General features: G+C 62.7%; 15 protein-coding genes and 1 pseudogene. 7 read left to right on the forward strand and 9 right to left on the reverse strand.

Annotation, left to right across the window (positions count from 1 at the left end; all coding sequences use genetic code 11):
* Position 1: 1 nt before the first annotated feature.
* From moaA to AC0X69_RS13345, 8 genes and pseudogenes are all read right to left on the reverse strand, one after another.
* Positions 2 to 1,054 carry a GTP 3',8-cyclase MoaA gene (gene moaA, locus AC0X69_RS13310; protein WP_482608278.1) on the reverse strand — a complete coding sequence of 351 codons (1,053 nt, stop codon included), beginning with the start codon at positions 1,052 to 1,054 and terminating at the stop codon, positions 2 to 4.
* A 125-nt stretch (positions 1,055 to 1,179) separates the two neighbouring features.
* Positions 1,180 to 2,187 (reverse strand): sulfotransferase family protein, encoded by a 1,008-nt coding sequence (locus AC0X69_RS13315; protein WP_482608279.1) that lies wholly within the window; start codon positions 2,185 to 2,187, stop codon positions 1,180 to 1,182.
* A gap of 3 nt (positions 2,188 to 2,190) precedes the next feature.
* Positions 2,191 to 2,779, reverse strand: a pseudogene (gene cysC, locus AC0X69_RS13320) (adenylyl-sulfate kinase); the annotation flags it as partial.
* A gap of 95 nt (positions 2,780 to 2,874) precedes the next feature.
* Entirely contained in the window at positions 2,875 to 4,524 is a 1,650-nt protein-coding gene (gene mbnF, locus AC0X69_RS13325) for a methanobactin biosynthesis FAD monooxygenase MbnF (RefSeq protein ID WP_482608280.1), read from the reverse strand.
* Positions 4,521 to 5,822 carry a methanobactin export MATE transporter MbnM gene (gene mbnM, locus AC0X69_RS13330; RefSeq protein ID WP_482608281.1) on the reverse strand — a complete coding sequence of 434 codons (1,302 nt, stop codon included), beginning with the start codon at positions 5,820 to 5,822 and terminating at the stop codon, positions 4,521 to 4,523. The genes mbnF and mbnM overlap by 4 nt, the downstream gene beginning before the upstream one ends.
* Positions 5,819 to 6,394 (reverse strand): methanobactin biosynthesis protein MbnC, encoded by a 576-nt coding sequence (gene mbnC / locus AC0X69_RS13335; protein WP_482608282.1) that lies wholly within the window; start codon positions 6,392 to 6,394, stop codon positions 5,819 to 5,821. The genes mbnM and mbnC overlap by 4 nt, the downstream gene beginning before the upstream one ends.
* Positions 6,378 to 7,205, reverse strand: coding sequence for a methanobactin biosynthesis protein MbnB (gene mbnB, locus AC0X69_RS13340; protein WP_482608283.1), 828 nt, complete (start codon positions 7,203 to 7,205; stop codon positions 6,378 to 6,380). Before mbnB ends, mbnC begins: the two co-directional genes overlap by 17 nt.
* Before the next feature lie 79 nt (positions 7,206 to 7,284).
* Positions 7,285 to 8,085 carry a methanobactin precursor domain-containing sigma factor gene (locus tag AC0X69_RS13345; RefSeq protein ID WP_482608284.1) on the reverse strand — a complete coding sequence of 267 codons (801 nt, stop codon included), beginning with the start codon at positions 8,083 to 8,085 and terminating at the stop codon, positions 7,285 to 7,287.
* Between the two features lie 837 nt (positions 8,086 to 8,922).
* On the opposite strand from AC0X69_RS13345, the gene AC0X69_RS13350 reads away from it, so the two are divergent.
* The 7 genes from AC0X69_RS13350 to AC0X69_RS13380 all read left to right on the forward strand — a co-directional run bounded on the left by AC0X69_RS13350 (position 8,923) and on the right by AC0X69_RS13380 (position 16,752).
* Positions 8,923 to 9,327, forward strand: a complete 405-nt coding sequence (locus AC0X69_RS13350) for a DUF2946 family protein (protein WP_482608285.1) — start codon at positions 8,923 to 8,925, stop codon at positions 9,325 to 9,327.
* A gap of 176 nt (positions 9,328 to 9,503) precedes the next feature.
* Entirely contained in the window at positions 9,504 to 10,550 is a 1,047-nt protein-coding gene (locus tag AC0X69_RS13355; RefSeq protein WP_482608286.1) for an MbnP family copper-binding protein, read from the forward strand.
* Entirely contained in the window at positions 10,547 to 11,737 is a 1,191-nt protein-coding gene (locus AC0X69_RS13360; protein ID WP_482608287.1) for an MbnH family di-heme enzyme, read from the forward strand. The genes AC0X69_RS13355 and AC0X69_RS13360 overlap by 4 nt, the downstream gene beginning before the upstream one ends.
* Before the next feature lie 30 nt (positions 11,738 to 11,767).
* Positions 11,768 to 14,203, forward strand: a complete 2,436-nt coding sequence (locus AC0X69_RS13365; RefSeq protein WP_482608288.1) for a TonB-dependent receptor family protein — start codon at positions 11,768 to 11,770, stop codon at positions 14,201 to 14,203.
* 197 nt (positions 14,204 to 14,400) lie between these two features.
* Positions 14,401 to 15,774: an extracellular solute-binding protein gene (locus tag AC0X69_RS13370; RefSeq protein ID WP_482608289.1), complete on the forward strand. Its 1,374-nt coding sequence runs from the start codon at positions 14,401 to 14,403 to the stop codon at positions 15,772 to 15,774.
* Positions 15,735 to 16,268, forward strand: a complete 534-nt coding sequence (locus tag AC0X69_RS13375) for a periplasmic substrate-binding domain-containing protein (RefSeq protein ID WP_482613399.1) — start codon at positions 15,735 to 15,737, stop codon at positions 16,266 to 16,268. The genes AC0X69_RS13370 and AC0X69_RS13375 overlap by 40 nt, the downstream gene beginning before the upstream one ends.
* A 109-nt stretch (positions 16,269 to 16,377) precedes the next feature.
* Positions 16,378 to 16,752 (forward strand): gamma-butyrobetaine hydroxylase family protein, encoded by a 375-nt coding sequence (locus tag AC0X69_RS13380; RefSeq protein WP_482608290.1) that lies wholly within the window; start codon positions 16,378 to 16,380, stop codon positions 16,750 to 16,752.
* A 61-nt stretch (positions 16,753 to 16,813) separates the two neighbouring features.
* Here the strand turns inward: AC0X69_RS13380 and AC0X69_RS13385 are convergent, their stop codons facing one another.
* Positions 16,814 to 17,437, reverse strand: coding sequence for a L,D-transpeptidase (locus tag AC0X69_RS13385; protein ID WP_482608291.1), 624 nt, complete (start codon positions 17,435 to 17,437; stop codon positions 16,814 to 16,816).
* Between the last annotated feature and the right edge of the window lie 196 nt (positions 17,438 to 17,633).

The following is a 17,633-nucleotide window of genomic DNA, read 5'->3' on the forward strand; positions in this document are numbered from 1 at the left end:
GTTACCCGCCCGTCATGCTCATGTGGCGGGATACGGCGGGCGCCGGCGCGGTTCGGTCGATGACGAAATCGTGGCCCTTGGGCTTGCGCAGGATCGCGGTCTCGATCGCCTGGTGCAGCAGCGCGTCGTCCGCGCTTTCGCGCAGCGGCGCGCGCAGGTCCGCCGCGTCCTCCTGGCCAAGGCACATATAAAGCGTCCCCGTGCAGGTGACGCGCACGCGATTGCAGCTCTCGCAGAAATTATGGGTGAGCGGGGTGATGAAGCCGATGCGCCCGCCGGTTTCGCGCGCCCGCATGTACCGCGCCGGTCCGCCGGTGCGATAATCGATCTCGTCGAGCGTGAAGGCTTCGCTCAGCCGATCGCGCACTTCCTGCATCGGCAGATATTGGTCGGCGCGTTCGGGCCCGTCGAGTTCGCCAAGCGGCATCACTTCGATGAAGGTCATGTCCATCCCGTTGTCATGCGCGAAACGCACGAGCGGGACGAACTCGTCTTCGTTGACGCCTTTCAGAGCTACCGCGTTGAGCTTCACCTTGAGGCCGGCGGCGCGGGCGGCGGCGATCCCGGCAAGCACCTGCGCATGCGCGCCGGTTCGAGTCAGCTCCTTGAAACGGTCCGGGTCGAGCGTGTCGAGCGAGACGTTGACGCGCCGGACGCCGCAATGGGCGAGTTCGGCCGCAAAGCGCGAAAGCTGCGAGCCGTTGGTGGTGAGCGTCAGCTCCTCCAGCGCCCCGGTCTCGAGATGGCGCGACAGGGCGCGAAACAGCTTCATCACATCGTGGCGCACCAGCGGCTCGCCGCCGGTGATGCGCAGCCTTTTCGTGCCACGCGCGACAAAGGCGGAGCAGAGCCGGTCGAGCTCCTCCAGCGTCAGCAGGTCCCGCCGGGGCAGGAACTGCATATGTTCCGACATGCAGTAGACGCAGCGGAAATCGCATCGGTCGGTGACCGAGACGCGCAGATAGGAGATCGTCCGCCCGTAGGGGTCGATGAGCGGCGCCGTCGCGGCGGCCGCGGGCGTCGCAATTGCGGGCCCTCTGGCGTGGGCGTTCATCCTTTTCCTCGAACCGGCGGGATTTCAGCGTCATCCATATATTGCCGGAAGGCGGGCGCGTGAAGCCCACCGGAGCGGACCGCCGGGGTCGGGGTCGAGGAAAGGTTCGCTAAAGGGCGCTCCCGCTAACGGGCGCCCCAGCCGAAATCCCTATCGAGCAGCGCGTAAAGTTCTTCGTTATAGGGGCGGAAAAACTCGGCCAGATTCTCGTGGAGGCGATCGTCGAGCGTTCCTTCCGGGCCGGAATTGCGCTCCTCGATCGCCAGCGGCTCGACTTCAGGCAGGCCGAGAAATCCGTAAATCTCCTTCGCCGTCGCGCGCGGGTCGCGAAAAAACGCAGCCGCATCGACGATGAAGACGCGGTCTCGACCGAACTTCTCGAACAGCAGGCGCAGAAAGGGCGCGTAGACGCCATGCCGCAAATAGCCGGCGCGCGCGCCGGAAAACGCGTGCGGCTCCATGGCGCCGCCGCGGATGCTCGCCTTCTCGGCTTCGATCAAGGTCGCGAAATCCGGAAAGCCTTTCCAGTGGGGGTCCTGCGACTTACGGCTGATGAACCGCTTCTGATCCCATCGCCAATGGGAAAAGGTCCGTTCCACCGGATCGCGCAGAACGCAGACGATCCGCATGTTCGGAAACATCGACTTCGCGAGGAAAATCCAGAGCGGGTTGGGCATCACCGGCGTGCAATAGCCGGTGATCGCGCCGCCGTTTCGCCGCTCCGCCGCACTTTGCGCCGCGCGCGTCGGGAAATGGGCCATGAGCTCGCGCATCGTCTCCGTGAAGGAGATCTGTTTCGAGAGCGGCAGCACGACCTGCGGATGCTGGAAGATGTATGAGGAGAGGAAAGACGTGCCGGAGCGCACCGCGCCGATCGATGCGAAAGCGGGCTCCATTCGTTCGCTGCGGCTGAGCGAGCGCGCCCAGACGCGCCACTTCGGCGGGTTGAAGAAATAATAGGGTCTGAGCTGGTGCGCGATTTCCAATGGCAGGCTGCGCCATGCGCCGCCCGCCTCGGATCGCCGCCTGAAGTCGCGATAAGGTTGGTGAAGCGTCTTAAGTCTTTCGGGATCGACCACCAAACGCAGTTCAGAGACCTGATCCATGGACATATCGGGAGCGAAGGCGGTCATGGATCATTCTCCGATCGAAGGGACGCCGACATCAGCGGGAGACAGGAACGATTGAGCGACCTCAAGGAGCCGGTCGGCCATCTCCTCCGGCGAACCTTCCAAAGTCCGTAAGATCAGCTCGGGCCGTTCCGGCGGCTCGTAAGCTTGATGGAGCCCCGTGAAATTCTGAATCTCGCTCGCGAGCGCGCTTATAGAGCCCCTTCGGATCACGCGCGACGCATGCTTCGAGCGGCGTATCGACGAACGCCTCGATGAAATCGCCAGGCGCGAAAAGCTGCCGGACCGCCAGTCTTTCCGCCCGGAATGGCGAAATCAGCGCGCAGATAACGATAAGGCCGGCTTCAGTCATCAGCTTCGCGACATGGCCGACGCGCCGGATGTTTTCTCTCCGGTCATCGCTCGTGAAGCCCAGGTCTTCGTTCAACCCGGTGCGCAGAGCGTCGCCATCGAGCAGGATCGTGTGCGCGCCTCGCATCAGCAGCTTTCGCTCTAAGAGCGCAGCGATCGTGGATTTGCCCGCGCCGGACAATCCCGTCATCCATATGACGCCGGGGCGCTGACCCTTCATCACGGACCGCTCGCCTTTCGTCACGGCGATCGGACGCCGATTCGGGTCGCGCAGGAAAGGCGCGTGCCGCGCGTCGCGGTGCGCTTCCTCAGAATTGAGCGGGGACGAAGCTTGCGACATCATGCCGACGCGCCGGCGAGGGCCGCCTCCTCGCGCGCCAAGCTCTGACCGATCGGCCAGCCTCTGGCGCGCGCAAACACCGCTTCGAGCGTCGCGAGCGGATCGACGCTTCGACCTCGCGAGCGCCAGGCGATGTAGCCGTCGGGACGCACGAGGAGCGCGCCTGCGGGCGAAACGCCGAGGCGCGGCAGAAACAGCCCGTCGGGGTCGGCGACGTCATGTCCGGGGCGGTAGACGCCGAGCGGCGCTTTCGATCGCAGGGCGACGCGCTGCGCCGCCTCGATCCAGTCGCCGCCCTCTTCGCCGACGAACAGCGTGAAGTCGCGCCCGATCAGATCATGCGAGGAGATCGTCTCCTCGCCGCGCCGCAGCCAGACATGCGCGAGGCGCGTTCCAGGCAGGCCGGTCGGGCGAAGCGGGTCTTCGACCGCTGCGCCGTCGTCCGCCTCATCGGCGATGATCGCGTCGGATCGATAACGGTAGCCCATCGCGGTTTCGAGCAGGCCATATTCGTCTTTCCGGATGCGCAGCTCCTGGCGATCGGGCAGAAGGCGCTCGACATAGTTGGCGATCGAGCGCGCGATCGCGATGCGCGCCGCCGGTCTGCGCTCGAGGCCATAGCTGTCGAGCAGCGATGGGGCGGCCTGGCCCTTGACGACAAGCGCCAGTTTCCACGCCAGGTCTGCGGCGTCCTGTATCGCGGTCTGTCCGCCCAGTCCGCCGACCGGCGGGGTGATATGGGCGCAATCGCCGGCAAGAGACACGCGGCCGAACGACATCCGATCGGCGAGGAGAGCGGCCATTCGCCAGGGACGGATGTCGAGAATCTTCACCGCGAGGCCGGGGACGCCAAGCGATTGTCGAACGAGCGCCCTGCATCGTTCTTCGTCGAAATCGGACTCCCGATCGCGCGAAGAATCATATTCGATGTTGATCTGGCCATGATTGGGTTCGTCGCAGGTGACGAAGGCGCCGCTGAACGCCGCGTTGCGCAAATAGTAGAGCGCGAACCCATCGCTTGGCAGGACCGCGCTGAGATCGGCCTCGAACAGCACGGAGATGGTGTCGGCGAGAAATCCCGGGCCCTCCATCTTCACGTCGCCGGCGTCGCGGATCACGCCCCCCGCGCCGTCAGCGGCGATGATGTAGTCCGCAACGACGATCGTCTCCTGCCCCGACGCTTCGTCGCGCAGAATCGCTTCGACGCCGTCTTGCCGCTGCGAGAAGCGCGTCAGCGCCGTCGAAAAGCGAATATGCGCGCCGTTCTCGCGGGCGAAGCGCAGCAACACGGGTTCGACCCGATCCTGGCCGGCCGTGCAGATTTTGCTGGGCGAGATGTGCGTCGCGTCGAGCGATCTCTTGGTCACGAGCGTCTCGATCGGCGGACCTGTAACGCTCTCGGCGATGATGAGCGTTGAATCATTCGCCCCCGTGCGGCTCGCTGCAAACAGCGCATCCTCCAGGCCGTCAACCACACGCAACAGCTCCATGCTGCGCCTGTTCAGGCCATGCGCCTTCGGCAGCCGCGACGTCGACTCGCGCCGCTCGACGAGAAGGCAGGGAACGCCGCGCCAGGCGAGCAGCGTCGCCGCCGACAGACCGGCATAGCCGGCGCCGACAATGAGAACGGGAACGCGCGCTACGCTCATCGAACATGTCCTTTAGCGGGCCACGGGAAGCCGACCGGCTGTTCGGTCGCGGATCGAAGGCTTCGCCCGATCAGCAGCACGGCGGCGACTTCGGGCCAGATCAGAGATTGATAGGCGACCTCCGGACGGTTGAGGGAGAGGCCAAACACAATGAACAGGGGCGCGATGAGCCATTGCGCAAGCACGTCCACAAAGGTCAGTCTCGCGAAGGAGCGACGGGCAAGCGCCAAGCCTCTCAGCACGCCGCCCGCGAATCGAATGGGCAGCGACAGCGCCAAGGCGGCGACGAAATACGACCACCAAGGTCCGTGCTGCCGGTAGAGAGTCGCGCCGATCCAATCACGGCCGAACAGCAGAAGGACCGCAGCCGTCAGCGCGATCGAAGCGCCCACGCGGATCACCGGCGCAAGCGCCGGGGGCCAGTCCTGCGGAGATCTTGTCGGGAGGTGAATGGCGAGAAAGCGCGTCAGCGTGATCAGCGGACCAACAATGAACAGCAGGAAGGTCTGGCCGGCTGCAAATGAGTCGAGCCGCTGGCCGCTCGCGCCGCTTTCCCACGGCAGCGAAAAGAGCGTCAGCGAAAAGAGCATCGCCGCCTGTGGCGACAGCACCCGTAGCGCTTCCCAGAACGTGCCGCGCAGATAGGCGCGCGTGAATGCGGCTTCGGGGAAGCGCATGCTGCGCGCCCCATGCGGCTCCATCCGGCTCCACAGCCAAATCGACGAGACCGCGGCGACGACGTAGCCGGCAAGAAAACATCCGGCGAAACCAAAGCCGAGCACGTCCATGAACAGCACATTGGTGCCGGCTTTCGCCGGAATCTCGGCGAGTTTCCATGTGAGAACCGAGCTTCCGCGTCCGAGGGCATGCAGCAGAAACCCCTGCGTGTTCGCCAGCACCCGGAAGGGCGCGCCGGCGACGAGCCAAACGATCGGCGCGCCGACGAAAGGCGCCGCCGCGGCGTCGCCCATGAGCGCACTGAGGAAGACCGGATAGGCGAAGAAGCCGAAAATCCCCGTCGCCGCTCCGAGCGCGAGGGCAAGCGCGCAAATCTTCTCGATCGCTTCGGCTTCCTCGCCGTTCATTCGCGCATGGCCGAGCGCAATGGCGGCGACGGCGGCGGAAGCGATCGTGACCGCGACGTCGAGCAGCGTGACGCGCATCAATATCGCATAGGCGCCCGGCGCCCGGCCGCCCAGTCGCGCGACCATCGCAAGATCGATCTGCATGATGAAGGCGGCTGCGGACGTGCTGGCGAACAGGAAGCAGTATCCCCGCCACAGCGGCGCGCCGGTCATCGCTCGAGGCTCTGCCACCCTGAAAACACGTCGAGTTCAAAGGTCGGCAACGTAAAGTAGCCGAACAGATCCGCAGGGGCCGGCAACGGCTCTTCCGGCTCGATGAGCTCGATCTCTCGCCCGAGGCGAACGCTGCGGCATTTCCAGCCGATCACGAGATCCGTCGTGTCTGCGCATCCGATGACGATTCCCCGATCACTGCCGCGATCGAGAATCGCCCAGCGCGCGGCCGACGCCGCCATGATCGACCTCAGATATTTGCCGTCCGACAAAAGCCGTTCCTTGAACTCGGACTGGCGCAGCCAGACGTAAACCCAGAGGTAATAAGACCAGTCGAAGGCGAGCTTCTTCTCGCCGGCCCAGGCCATGAAAGGCCGGAAGATCGACATGCCGTCGGGACCTGAGAGCTCCAGCAGCTCAGGGCAGATGTCGAAAAGCGTGTGCCAATAGATGCGCAGGCTCACGTCGATGCGCACGAAGGCTTTGTGGTCCGCAGGATAGTCTGCGCACAGCGCCGGGGACATGAGCGCTGGATAGAGGTCGCGATCAGTTCGACTAGGCAGAGACAGCAAGGTCGTGACGCCTTTCTTCCGGTTGGCCGAACAGATCTCGCAACAGCTTCAGGTCGGCGACGATGTCGTCATATTCGATCTGGTCGTCGCGCTCGTAGGTCATGGTTGCGCCAGGCTTGTCGAAGACCGATCGGAACTTCTCAAGAAAGGCGAGCGTGTCGGGCGCCAGCGCCTCGGCGTGGGTGTCGAGCGAGATGAACGGCTCGATCAAGGAGTTCCTGTAGCCGGCGACGTGGAAATGCTTGGCGGCGGCGATGACGTTGCGCCAGGCTTCGAGCGGCGTTCCGCAATTGCGATGGGAGCAGACCGCATTGGAGGCGTCGAACAGCACGCCCGCGCCCGTATCCTTCACGAGGCGCTCAAAAAAAGCCGGCGCTTCCACCCCGCCGTCCATGATGGAAGGATAGTTCTCGAAATGAATCCGGTGACCGACGATGTCCTGCCACTCCACGACCTTGTCGCGCACGGAATCATATTCCGAGGAATAGTCGATCTCCCCGAGGTGGAAGAATGCGCGCCCTTCGTGAGAAAAGCGCAGTATGTGGTCCGAGACGTAAATCGGGTTCAGCGCGTCAATGTAATCTCGAAGCCGAGCGGCGAAGTCGACGAGCGTCGGCCGGTCGGCTTCGAGAAATTTGGAGTACATAATGTGCAAGCCGATGGGACAGTCGAACGCTCTCGCCAATTCGTCCGGCTCGACGCAGAAAAAATTGTCGATAAGGAATTCGCAGTAATCGATGTGTCCCTCGGCGATGAGCCGCTGGACCATGTCATAGGTATCGCCGAGCGTGAAATTGAAGCCAAGCCGCATCTATCTGTCGCCTTCGTCTTGACGCGCCGAACGTCGCTTGCGCCGCCCGCGGGGGGCGAGCGGCGCAAGCAGATCGTCCTTAGCCGTTGGTGGCGGCGCAGGTCGAAGCGCAGCGCGCGCTGGCGCGGCCGATAACGTTAAGGGTAATGCGCTTGGCGACACGGATGGTCATAGTGGCCTCCTGTTTTGAGTTCGTCTGGACAGACCAGACGGGCTCCGCAGAACGCGGGACCCGAATGGTATGACGAGCGAGACCGCAGAAATCGGACAGGCGGGGGCGAGTATTTTTTTGCGCCGAGCGGATTTCGATCTTTTCAGCGTTGTGACGCGCGGACGAAGCCTCAGGCTTAAGGCCCGGCTCAAGCGAAAGCGGCAAGGGCGCAATCTCGAAGGTTCGATGGAAGTGGTCGAGCGCCCGAATGAGGTTGCGATTGACCGTTCTCAAGGAAACGCCGATTTCCTGCGCGATCTCCGCGTGGCTGAAGCCCAGTATCCGGCTCATGAAGAATATCTGACGACAACATCGCGGCAGCTGCATGAGCGCCGCCTGCACGTCGGACACTAGACCGAACGGGTCCAGGCCCGCAGGCATCCGGGCGTCTCCGGCGGGCGAATGAAACCATGCGCCATTCTCGGCGAGCGCCCTCGCATGCGTTCTTTGCCGCCGAAGGCTGTCGATGGCGAGGGTGGATGTCATCTTCGACACGTAACCTCGCGCGTTCGAAACAAGTTCGACGCGGTCGCCTTCGAGCATCTTGAGGTAGGCTTCTTGAACCATATCTTCGGCCTCGGCCGAGCCGATCAGACGTCGCGCGTGCGTAATCAGATCGCGATGATGGCGTCTATACAGGCCGTCGATGGTTTTGTGAGATTTGTGCATCAGAGCCTCCCCGCTCCTTTGCCAAGCATCCGCCCGGTCGCCATACGCATTGGCGCCGGCGCCATAGGCTCCAGCGATGCGTGCATTCGCGAATCCGCGACGGATTCGCTGACTTTGCGGAAATGGCTGCGTCTTTAGGCGGGAGGCGCGCGCGCTGGCGGCGTCAACGGCCGCGTTCGGGAGACGGGAAAGATTGGCAAGGCCGGAAGGACGGTTTGCCGGTTTGGAAATGATACGCGCGCGACCTGCTCAGAGACGCAAAGGACGGTCGGCTGAGCGTTGCAGCACGCGATACAGTCCGAGCAAGAGCTGCCGTGATCGATCGGCGCATAGGGCGCGGAAGGCGCGACGTCCCCTTTGCAGCCGACAGCGTTGAACGTTTGGTATTGCGTTTGAGCGTGCGCGGCGAACGTCGAAACGCCCGCAGCCTGAAGCAATATAGAGATCAAAAGAATGAGCCGAACGAGCATGGATTGCCGCCAACCATTGCTTACGGTGCGCGGATCATAGGCATGAAAGACGCGGGCGGCAACACGAAAACTCTATATACGACGCGTGTATGGCGGAGAGCGTCGAGAAGAGCGAGGCGAGACTGGAGCGCCGATACGCCGTGGCGCCGGCAGCGTCGACAATCGAACTGTCGACGCGCTTGAAGCCGGTGTGATCGGTGACGAAGATCAAGAAGCAATCGACGAATGGCTTACGCGAGCGTGCAGCTATCAACGAACGCTTAATTGCAAAGACCAAGTGTGGCGGCTGCGCCACATTAGAAAATATTGCACGAATGGACGCTGAGCGTCGTTGACAAGTTAAACGTGGTGCACTCAGAATTAAATCATGCGGCAAGATAGACGAAAAATACGGCGGTTCGTGCGCCCTGTTTTGGCGGTCGCCGTCGCTTGCCTGCTTTTCCAACAAGCTTTGACTCTCGTATTTCCGCAAGCTCACCACGGCGGCGACTTCTTTAGTTCGCCCGTAGCGATGTCCTACGAGCTTTGCGCCGACCAGAACGGCGGCGGCGGCAAGACGCAGCATGTCCAGCACATGCATTGCACGGCCTGCTTTCTGACGGATCGCCACGACGACCTCGGCGCCAAGATTCTGTTGTCCGCCGTCATTCTCGTGCTGGCGCCGCTATCGGACGACCCGCCGATCTGGATCGAGCGGCAGAATCTTGCGCCGCCCGCCACGCAGCGGCCCAGTAACAGGCTCTCTCGCGCGCCGCCGTCGCTCCTTTCCTAAGGAAGCGCGTTAACGGTCGGCTTGGGGTCTTCGACCCCGCTCACCCTCTCCCTCGCGTTTGATTTTTTCGCGCGCGTCTCGTGACGCGGCGCTGACACGCGTTGCGCACGCGCGGCTGACGGCCGCGCGCGGCCAAGAAGCATCCCAAAAAAACTGTCGCAAATAGGAGAGGAATCATGCGCGTACTGAATCAACTTGCGACCGCCGTCGCCGGGCTCGCGGCCGTCGGCGTCGCGCAAGCAGCCAAGGTCGATGGCGGCGAAAGGCAACAGGTCGCGATACGCTTTGCGCTCTCCGCGGGGGACCAGCCGGTTGAATGCGGACGTGAGATCGCTGGACTCGGAACCGGCGGTCAGCCGGCCCAACTCCATGACGCGCGATTTTACATTGCGTCGCCCGCGCTGATCGACGCCGCCGGTCACGAAATTCCGATCGAGCTGGAGCAGAACGACTGGCAATACGCCAACCTGGCGCTGATCGATTTCGAAAACAAGACAGGCAAGTGCATCGGCAGCGCCGACGTCAACGACACGATCAAAGGATCGGTTCCGCGTGGCCGCTACAAGGGAATGAGTTTCGTCGTCGGCGTCCCCAGCGTCATCCAGGACAAGGACGGAAAGGACGTCGTCCTCAATCATTCCAATTTCGCCACCGCTCCCGCGCCGCTCGATCTGCAGTCGATGACGTGGAACTGGCAGGCGGGCCGCAAATTCATCAAGATCGAAGTCGATCCGGAGGGCGGCGTGACCCGGCCGCCGCCGCCGCCGAAAAACGCCGCCGCCGGCGCGCCCGGCGACAAATCCGAAAGCCCGCCGATGATGGCGGACGCGCCGAAGACAGCGCCGCTGCGCGTCAACGCGGACGGCACGATCACGGTTTCGACCTGGATGCTGCATCTGGGTTCGACCGGCTGTCGCGGCGACGCCGTCAAAGGCGAAATCACCTCCTGCACCAATCCGAACCGCGTGCCGGTGAAACTTGCGTCTTTCGATCCGGCGCGACAGCGCGTCGTGCTCGATCTGAAGCCGCTCTTCGCGGGCATCGATCTAGGGCGCGATCAGGGCTTCTCGACCGGCTGCATGAGCGGCCCGGCCGATCCCGAATGCACGCCTATGTTCGAAAACCTTGGAATTCGGCTCAAGGAACCCGCGCCCGACGCCAATGACGCCGGTCACGCGAACGGCGCGCAAACGAAGATCTTCCGCGCGGAGGCCATGAAATGAGGCGCGATGCTCTCATCCTCCTCTTCGCCGCGATTCTGACCGCCTGCAGCGCGCAAGCCGAGACGAACGCGAATTCGGAGCCGAACGCGCAATCATGGCGCTGGACATTGCCGGAGTTCATGCCGCCGCCGCGGGTTCCGGCGGACAATGCGATGTCGGAGGCGCGCTTTCAGCTCGGGCGCAAGCTCTTCTATGACCCGCGCCTGTCGGGAAACGGCAAGGAGAGCTGCGCCTCGTGCCACGAGCAACGCCTGGCGTTCACCGACGGCCGGCCGGTCGCGGTGGGAGCCACCGGCCAGCACACGCCGCGCAATTCTCCCAGCATCGCCAACGCCGCCTGGCGCGCCACGCTGACCTGGGCGAACCCGGCGATGGTCACCCTCGAAAAGCAGATGGAGGGCCCGCTTTTCGGCGAAGAGCCGATCGAGATGGGCGTCAATGACAAGAACCGTAAAGAGATCCTCGCCCGCTTCAGCAGCGACGCCGACTATCGCCGCGACTTCGCCGCCGCCTTTCCCGGCGATGCGGATTCCATCAACTTCGGCAACGCCATCAAGGCGATTTCCGCCTTCGAACGCGGCGTCGTGTCGGCGTCCTCGAAATATGATCTCTATCTGCTCGGCAAGGCGTCGCTCACTCCCGAAGAGATGCGCGGCAAGGATCTCTTCTTCGGCGAGAAGGCGGAGTGTCATCACTGCCACGGCAGTGTGAATTTCGACGATCAATTCTATCACGCCAAGACGCGCGAGATCGAGACGCCGTTCCACAACACCGGCCTCTACGATCTCGACGGTAAAGGCGCTTATCCCGAGCCCAATCGCGGCGTTTTCGAGAACACGCATAATCCAACTGAAATGGGCGCGTTCCGCGCGCCGAGTCTGCGCAATATCGCTGTCACCGCGCCTTATATGCACGACGGCAGCGTCGCGACGCTCGAGGACGTCATCGACATCTACGCGGCCGGCGGCCGCAACGTCACGAGCGGGCCGCTCAAGGGCGACGGCCGCTACAACCCAAACAAGAGTGCGTTGATCGTGCCCATCGATCTATCGCCTCAGGAGAAAAGCGATCTGATCGCCTTTCTCAAAACGCTGACCGACGAGTCCTTGCTGACATCGCCGCGCTTCGCCGACCCGTGGAAACCCGCGTCGACCGCAAGCGGACCATCGCGTGCGTCCTCCCCATGAGTTTCAACCCCGCTTAGGAAAGACAAGAAAATGAACTCCCGGTCGAAATTGATGCACGGAGTCGCACTCGGCGCCCTCGCGCTCGTGTCCGCGACGTCCGTCGCGCAGGCGCAGCAGGCGCTTCCCACAATCGACATCGGCGGCCAGCGCCGCGTGGGACCTGTCCGGCCCGCACGCGTTCCGGCGGTCGCAACCCCGGCCGTAAGCGAGGCGAGCACGGGCGACCCCGGATATGCGCCGGGCTTCAATCCCATCCGCGCGAAGCTGCCGATCTACCGGGATCCGCCGGGCGAGACGGTGACGACCGTCAACACCAAATTCCTCAGGCCAACGCCGCTCGCCGATGTCCGGAGGGTGCTGGAATACAGCCCCGGCGTCTCCATACAGCAGGGCAATAATGCGCGGGATCTTTTTATTTCGATCCGCGGCTCCGGCAATCGGCTCGGCGTCGGGTTTCCGACCGGCGTCCGCAATATCATGATGTACGAAGACGGATTCCCGATCACGACCGCCGACGGCAATGGCCGCACGGATATTCTCGATCCGCATTCCTACGCCGCCGTCGACGTCTATCGCGGTCCATCGTCGGCGCTCTTCGGCAATTACGCCTATGGCGGCGCGATCAACTTCCGCACCTTCTCAGGCGCCGAAATCGACGGCGTCCACACAGGTTCGGAATTTGGCAGCTTCGGCTATGTCAACAATTACGTTCGGGTCGGCAAGGCGGTGGTCGACAGCACGCTCGGCGCCTTCGATCTGGCGTTTTTCGCGTCTGACGCCAATAGCAGCGGCTGGACCCGCAATTCTTTCTCAGGCAAGCAAGCCAAATTTATCGGCAGATGGGACGTGACCCCAAACGATCGGGTCATCGTGAAATATATCGCCAACAATTTGCGATCGGAGTTCATCAACCGCGAAAATATCAATGTGTTCTACCTCAATCCCTTTCAACAAGGCTGCGCCATCCCGACTTCTCTGAACCTCAACTTGTGCAACAATCTGAACGTGCCGGTAAACGGCATATCCGGCGCGCTCACGCGCCAAAGCGTCTGGCAGCTTGGCACTCATACGAACACCCTCAGACAGATCGGCGGCGTTCAGTTCGAGCATGACTTCGACAACGCCACGACCTGGCGATCGCAATTCACTTACGACTATCTCGATAACATTAGCGGCGCCTGGCCGCCGCCGATAGTTGGCCCTGGCGGCCAGGGCGGCCCGGTGGCCTTGAGGGGTCCGACGGTGGGCATCACCGCGCAGACCGACATTACCAGTCACGCGCCGATCTTTGGATTTCCGGCGACGCATTTCCTGCAGTTCTTCTACAGCAACGCCAAAACCACTAATCCGCTCTTCAATCAGATCGCCAATACCTGGTACAGCGGCAGAACCGGCGCGCAGGTCGGCAAGATCGATTCCTACACGTCGAATATCGGGCTGCGCGCGCGCGAAGAGATTGCTCTTGCTCCGGGTCTGACTGGCGTCATCGGGTTCAGCGCCAACTGGAATCGCGTTTGGGGCGTCAATACCGCCTATAACTACCCAGCCAATCTGGCCCCCAGATTTCCGACTCAGGTTGCGGTCGACAATGATTATTGGAACACGGCGCCGGAAGCCTCGCTCACCTATCGCTATAATCCCGAATGGCAGGTCCGCGCACGCTACTCGACCGGCTACAGCACGCCGACATTCGTGTTTCTCACCAGCACGCGAAGCGGAGTCGGAGCTAATCCGCTCAAGGCTCAGACCAATATGGGCGTCGATCTTGGGATCGACTGGACGCCGCGCTCCGATCTCATCGTCAGCGTAACAGGCTTCAACGAATGGCATCGCAACGAGCTTCTGACGCTGAGCAATGCGCTCGTCAGCTATTCGCAAAATATTCCCGCCTCTCTTCACCGCGGCGTGGAGCTTAACGCCGATTGGCGGCCCTTCGAAGGATGGCGGCTGATCGCGGCCTATACGTTCAACAATCAGTTCTTCACCAACTATACGGACGACCTGGGAACCATCGGAGGCGTTCCGATTCTCTACGGCCGCTCCGGCAATCGCATTCCCAATGTGCCGCCGCATACTGTGACGATGCGTCTTGGATATGATCAACCCTACGGCGACCTCTCGGGTCTCGGCGCTTACGCCGAATATATTTTCAAGAGCAACTATACGATCGACAACGCCAATTTCACCACTCTTCCGAGCTACAGCCTGTTCAATTTCAACGCGCACTATAATCACGACTTAGACAACTTCTATTTCAAGAACATCGAGCTCTTTTTCGAGGTTTCGAACATTTTCAATCGAACCTATGTCGCCGGCGCATTCGTCGTCGCCAACTCGCTCCTCGCCGGCACCGCGATACAAACGCCGTTTGTCTGGCCGACCGGCGGCCTGGTGACGGCGCAGGGCGCCGGCATTATCGCCGGCCAGCCGCGCGCATTCACCGGAGGCATAAAACTCAAGTTCTGATACGGCGTGGCGTCGCCCCCTTTTTTCGGGGCGGCGTCCGTCTCTCGCCGCTCCATCAGCGACGGCGAAGGCGTCTAGAGCCGCATCTCTGAGCCATTTTGCCGGCGTATGCGGTTACAGGATCATCAGTTCTTAGAATTGGGGGATCGCGCAAGTCACATACTTCAGTCCGCCAACTTGACGAAGGAGGCGATGGATTGCTTCGCGCTGGCCATACACTGCGGCGCATGATTGTCGCCGCGCGTCTCGCGGCGCTGATCTACGCGGTCACGCTCGCGCAGCCGGTTTCGGCGCTTGCGGAAAATCTTTCGCGCGCTCCCGTCGCGCATGGTCTTGCGCTCTATGGCGAGCCAGCGCTGCCGAGGGACTTCCATCATCTTCCTTATGCGAACCCCGACGCGCCAGAAGGCGGGATCTTGCGGCTCGGTCAGCGTGGCGGATTTGCAAGTCTCAATCCGTTCAACGCGAGGTTCGCAGACGCGCCGCAACTCATCATCGGCAATGTGCTTGAAAGCCTCATGGTTCGTTCGCAGGACGAGCCCTATACGCTTTATCCGCTGATTGCGCAGTCGGTGGATATCGACGACGCGCGCGAGCATATCGTCTTTCACCTCGACCCTCGCGCGCGCTTCTCCGACAAGACGCCCGTCCTCGCGTCGGACGCGCTGTTTTCCTTCGAACTGCTGAAGGCAAAAGGTCGGCCGAACCATCGCGCGGTTTTCGCCTTGGTGAAGTCCGCCGCGGCGCTTGATGACCACACTGTGGTTTTCGACCTGACCGGCGTGAAGGATCGCGAAGCGCCGCTCGTTCTCGCCGCCATGCCGATTCTGTCGAAGAAGACCACCAATGCGGCGCGCTTCGATGAGCTCGACATGACGATTCCTCTCGGCTCAGGCCCTTATGTGATCGCCGAAGCGAAGCCCGGCGCGCGCCTCGTCCTGCGGCGCGACCCCGACTATTGGGCCCGCGACATCCCGAGCCAGCGCGGCCTCTATAATTTCGATGAGATCGACGTCGATTATTATCGCGACGGCGCGGCCTTGTTTGAGGCCTTAAAGCCGGGGCTCCTCGACTATCGCGAGGAGACGAGCGCCGCGCGCTGGTCCACGGGCTATGATTTTCTCGCCGTTCGAAACGGCGCTGTTGTGAAGGAAACCTTGCGGCCCGGACGCCCGACGGGGATGGAAGGCTTCGTCTTCAGTCTGCGCAAAGGGATCTTTCGCGATGTGCGGCTGCGCGAAGCGATCGCCATGATTTACGACTTCGAGTGGATCAACGCCAATTTCTACGGCGGATTATATGTCCGCACGGAAAGCTATTTCGGCGACTCCGACTATGCCTCGACAGGACGTCCTGCAAACGCGAGCGAACGCGCCTTTCTGTCGAAGTTTCCCGGGGTCGTTCGCGACGACATTCTCGAAGGCCGTTGGCGGCCGGTTCAGCACGACGGATCGGGACGCGATCGCATGGTCGCAAAGCGCGCGCGCAAGCGCTTCTTGCGGAAGCCGGCTATGTCGCGGTCGACGGACGCCTGCAGAAGAATGGCGTTCCGGTCGTCTTCGAGATCATGATCCGCGACCGTGACGAAGAGCGGCTTGCGCTCAATTTTGCGGCTTCGTTGAAGCGTATCGGCGTCGAAGCCAATCCGCGCATTTACGACGAGATCCAGTATCAGCGCCGCAGGCAACGCTTCGAATATGACATGACGATCGGGCAATGGCTGCCGGCCGCCGTTCCGGGCCAGGAACAGCTGAACCGGTGGAGCACGGCGAGCGCCGGCCGGGAAGATTCGGTCAATCTCGCCGGCGCCGCTTCGCCCGCGCTCGATGCGGCGATCGACAATCTTCTCGCATCGCGCACGAAGGAGGACAGCGTCTCGGCGACGCGCGCGCTCGACCGGATCCTGCTTTCAGCATTCTATTTCGTGCCGCTCCAGCACGCGGACGCCATCTGGTGCGCGCATGGCGCCGCGCTGCGCCATCCTCCCCATACGCCGCTCTTTCCGATGTTCCCCTTCGGCTTCACTTTGGAGAGCTGGTGGATGCAAAAAGCCGACGTTCGCTGAAGACGCCGTTGGCGCCTCACGTTCGAAGGCGATAGAGATATGGCGGCGACGCGAGCGACGCGGCGGCCGCCGCAGCGCATCGCGTTGAACAAGGCGCTGGAGATGAATCATGGGGCAGGAGCCCTGGCCGACTGAACTGCGCCTCTCCGAAGGCGGACGCATGCTGAATGTGTCCTTTGACGACGGCGCGCAATTCGCGCTCAGCGCCGAGTTGTTGCGCACCCAAAGTCCGAGCGCGGAAGTTCAGGGCCATTCGCAGCAGGAGCGTAAGACGGTCGGCGGCAAGCGCAATGTCGCGATCATCGCCGTCGCGCCGGTCGGCAATTACGCGGTGCGCCTCGATTTCGACGACATGCACCGCACCGGCATTTACACCTGGCGCTACCTGCGCGAACTCGGCGAGACGGCGACGGAACGCTTCAACGCCTATGTCCATGAGCTTGCCGCGAAGGGGCTCGATCGCGAGCGGCCCGGAGAGAAATAGTCCTGCAAAATGAAATGGCCGGCGCGAGCGCCGGCCATGAGAATGCAGTTGGAAGCGTCTCTTACCGCGTCACGACCACGCGCGTGCCGACCTTGACCCGATTATAGAGGTCGACCACGTCGTCATTGGTCATCCGGATGCAGCCTGACGACACCGCCTGACCGATGGTCCAGGGCTCGTTGGAGCCGTGAATGCGGTAGAGCGTGCCGGAGAGATACATGGCGCGCGCGCCGAGCGGATTGTTGAGTCCGCCCTCCATGTGCCTCGGAAGGTCAGGACGTCGGCGCAGCATCTGTGAAGGCGGCGTCCAGTCCGGCCATTCGCGCTTGCTGGAGATGTAGCGCGTGCCGGCCCATTCGAAGCCGGGGCGGCCGACGCCGACGCCGTAGCGGATCGCCTGGCCATTGCCCAGCGTATAGTAAAGGCGCCGCTCATTGGTCGCGATGATCACGGTGCCAGCGCCATATTTGCCGTCGAAGGAGACGACTTCGCGCGGGATCGCGACCGCCTGCGGACGGCCGTCGCCGCTCGTCTGGGGCGCAAAGGAGCCGCCGCCAAAGAGCGCGCTTAGAGGATCATATTCCCGTGCGGGCTGCGGCGGCGTCGGGCTCCGCGCAAAGGCCGGAGAGGCAAGGGCGCCGAGCGCGCCGAATGCGCAGATCAGTGCAAAAGCAAGACGCCTCATGATTTTCCCTTGTCCAAGAGTGTCAGACGTCGCGCCGGGCGATACGCCAGGCAGACTCTAACGATTAGTGGCCAACGCCGCTCACGCAGCAAGCCCGCGCAGGCGCAAAAATAGGCCCAAGCCCGCGTTTGCTGGGCATAGTGGCAGACTTGCAACAGTCGCGCCGTACGGTCGGCGGATTATCGCCACGGCGCGT

This window comes from Methylocystis sp. Uni0008 (assembly GCF_056838045.1).

Excerpts from the sequence above, each read along its gene's own strand:
- AC0X69_RS13365 (WP_482608288.1), top strand. The coding sequence starts at position 11,768 with ATGAACTCCCGGTCGAAATTGATGCACGGAGTCGCACTCGGCGCCCTC.
- mbnF (WP_482608280.1), bottom strand. The coding sequence starts at position 4,524 with ATGAGCGTAGCGCGCGTTCCCGTTCTCATTGTCGGCGCCGGCTATGCC.
- AC0X69_RS13385 (WP_482608291.1), bottom strand. The coding sequence starts at position 17,437 with ATGAGGCGTCTTGCTTTTGCACTGATCTGCGCATTCGGCGCGCTCGGC.
- AC0X69_RS13380 (WP_482608290.1), top strand. The coding sequence starts at position 16,378 with ATGGGGCAGGAGCCCTGGCCGACTGAACTGCGCCTCTCCGAAGGCGGA.
- AC0X69_RS13315 (WP_482608279.1), bottom strand. The coding sequence starts at position 2,187 with ATGACCGCCTTCGCTCCCGATATGTCCATGGATCAGGTCTCTGAACTG.
- AC0X69_RS13360 (WP_482608287.1), top strand. The coding sequence starts at position 10,547 with ATGAGGCGCGATGCTCTCATCCTCCTCTTCGCCGCGATTCTGACCGCC.
- AC0X69_RS13345 (WP_482608284.1), bottom strand. The coding sequence starts at position 8,085 with ATGCACAAATCTCACAAAACCATCGACGGCCTGTATAGACGCCATCAT.
- mbnM (WP_482608281.1), bottom strand. The coding sequence starts at position 5,822 with ATGACCGGCGCGCCGCTGTGGCGGGGATACTGCTTCCTGTTCGCCAGC.
- moaA (WP_482608278.1), bottom strand. The coding sequence starts at position 1,054 with ATGAACGCCCACGCCAGAGGGCCCGCAATTGCGACGCCCGCGGCCGCC.
- mbnB (WP_482608283.1), bottom strand. The coding sequence starts at position 7,205 with ATGCGGCTTGGCTTCAATTTCACGCTCGGCGATACCTATGACATGGTC.
- AC0X69_RS13355 (WP_482608286.1), top strand. The coding sequence starts at position 9,504 with ATGCGCGTACTGAATCAACTTGCGACCGCCGTCGCCGGGCTCGCGGCC.
- AC0X69_RS13350 (WP_482608285.1), top strand. The coding sequence starts at position 8,923 with ATGCGGCAAGATAGACGAAAAATACGGCGGTTCGTGCGCCCTGTTTTG.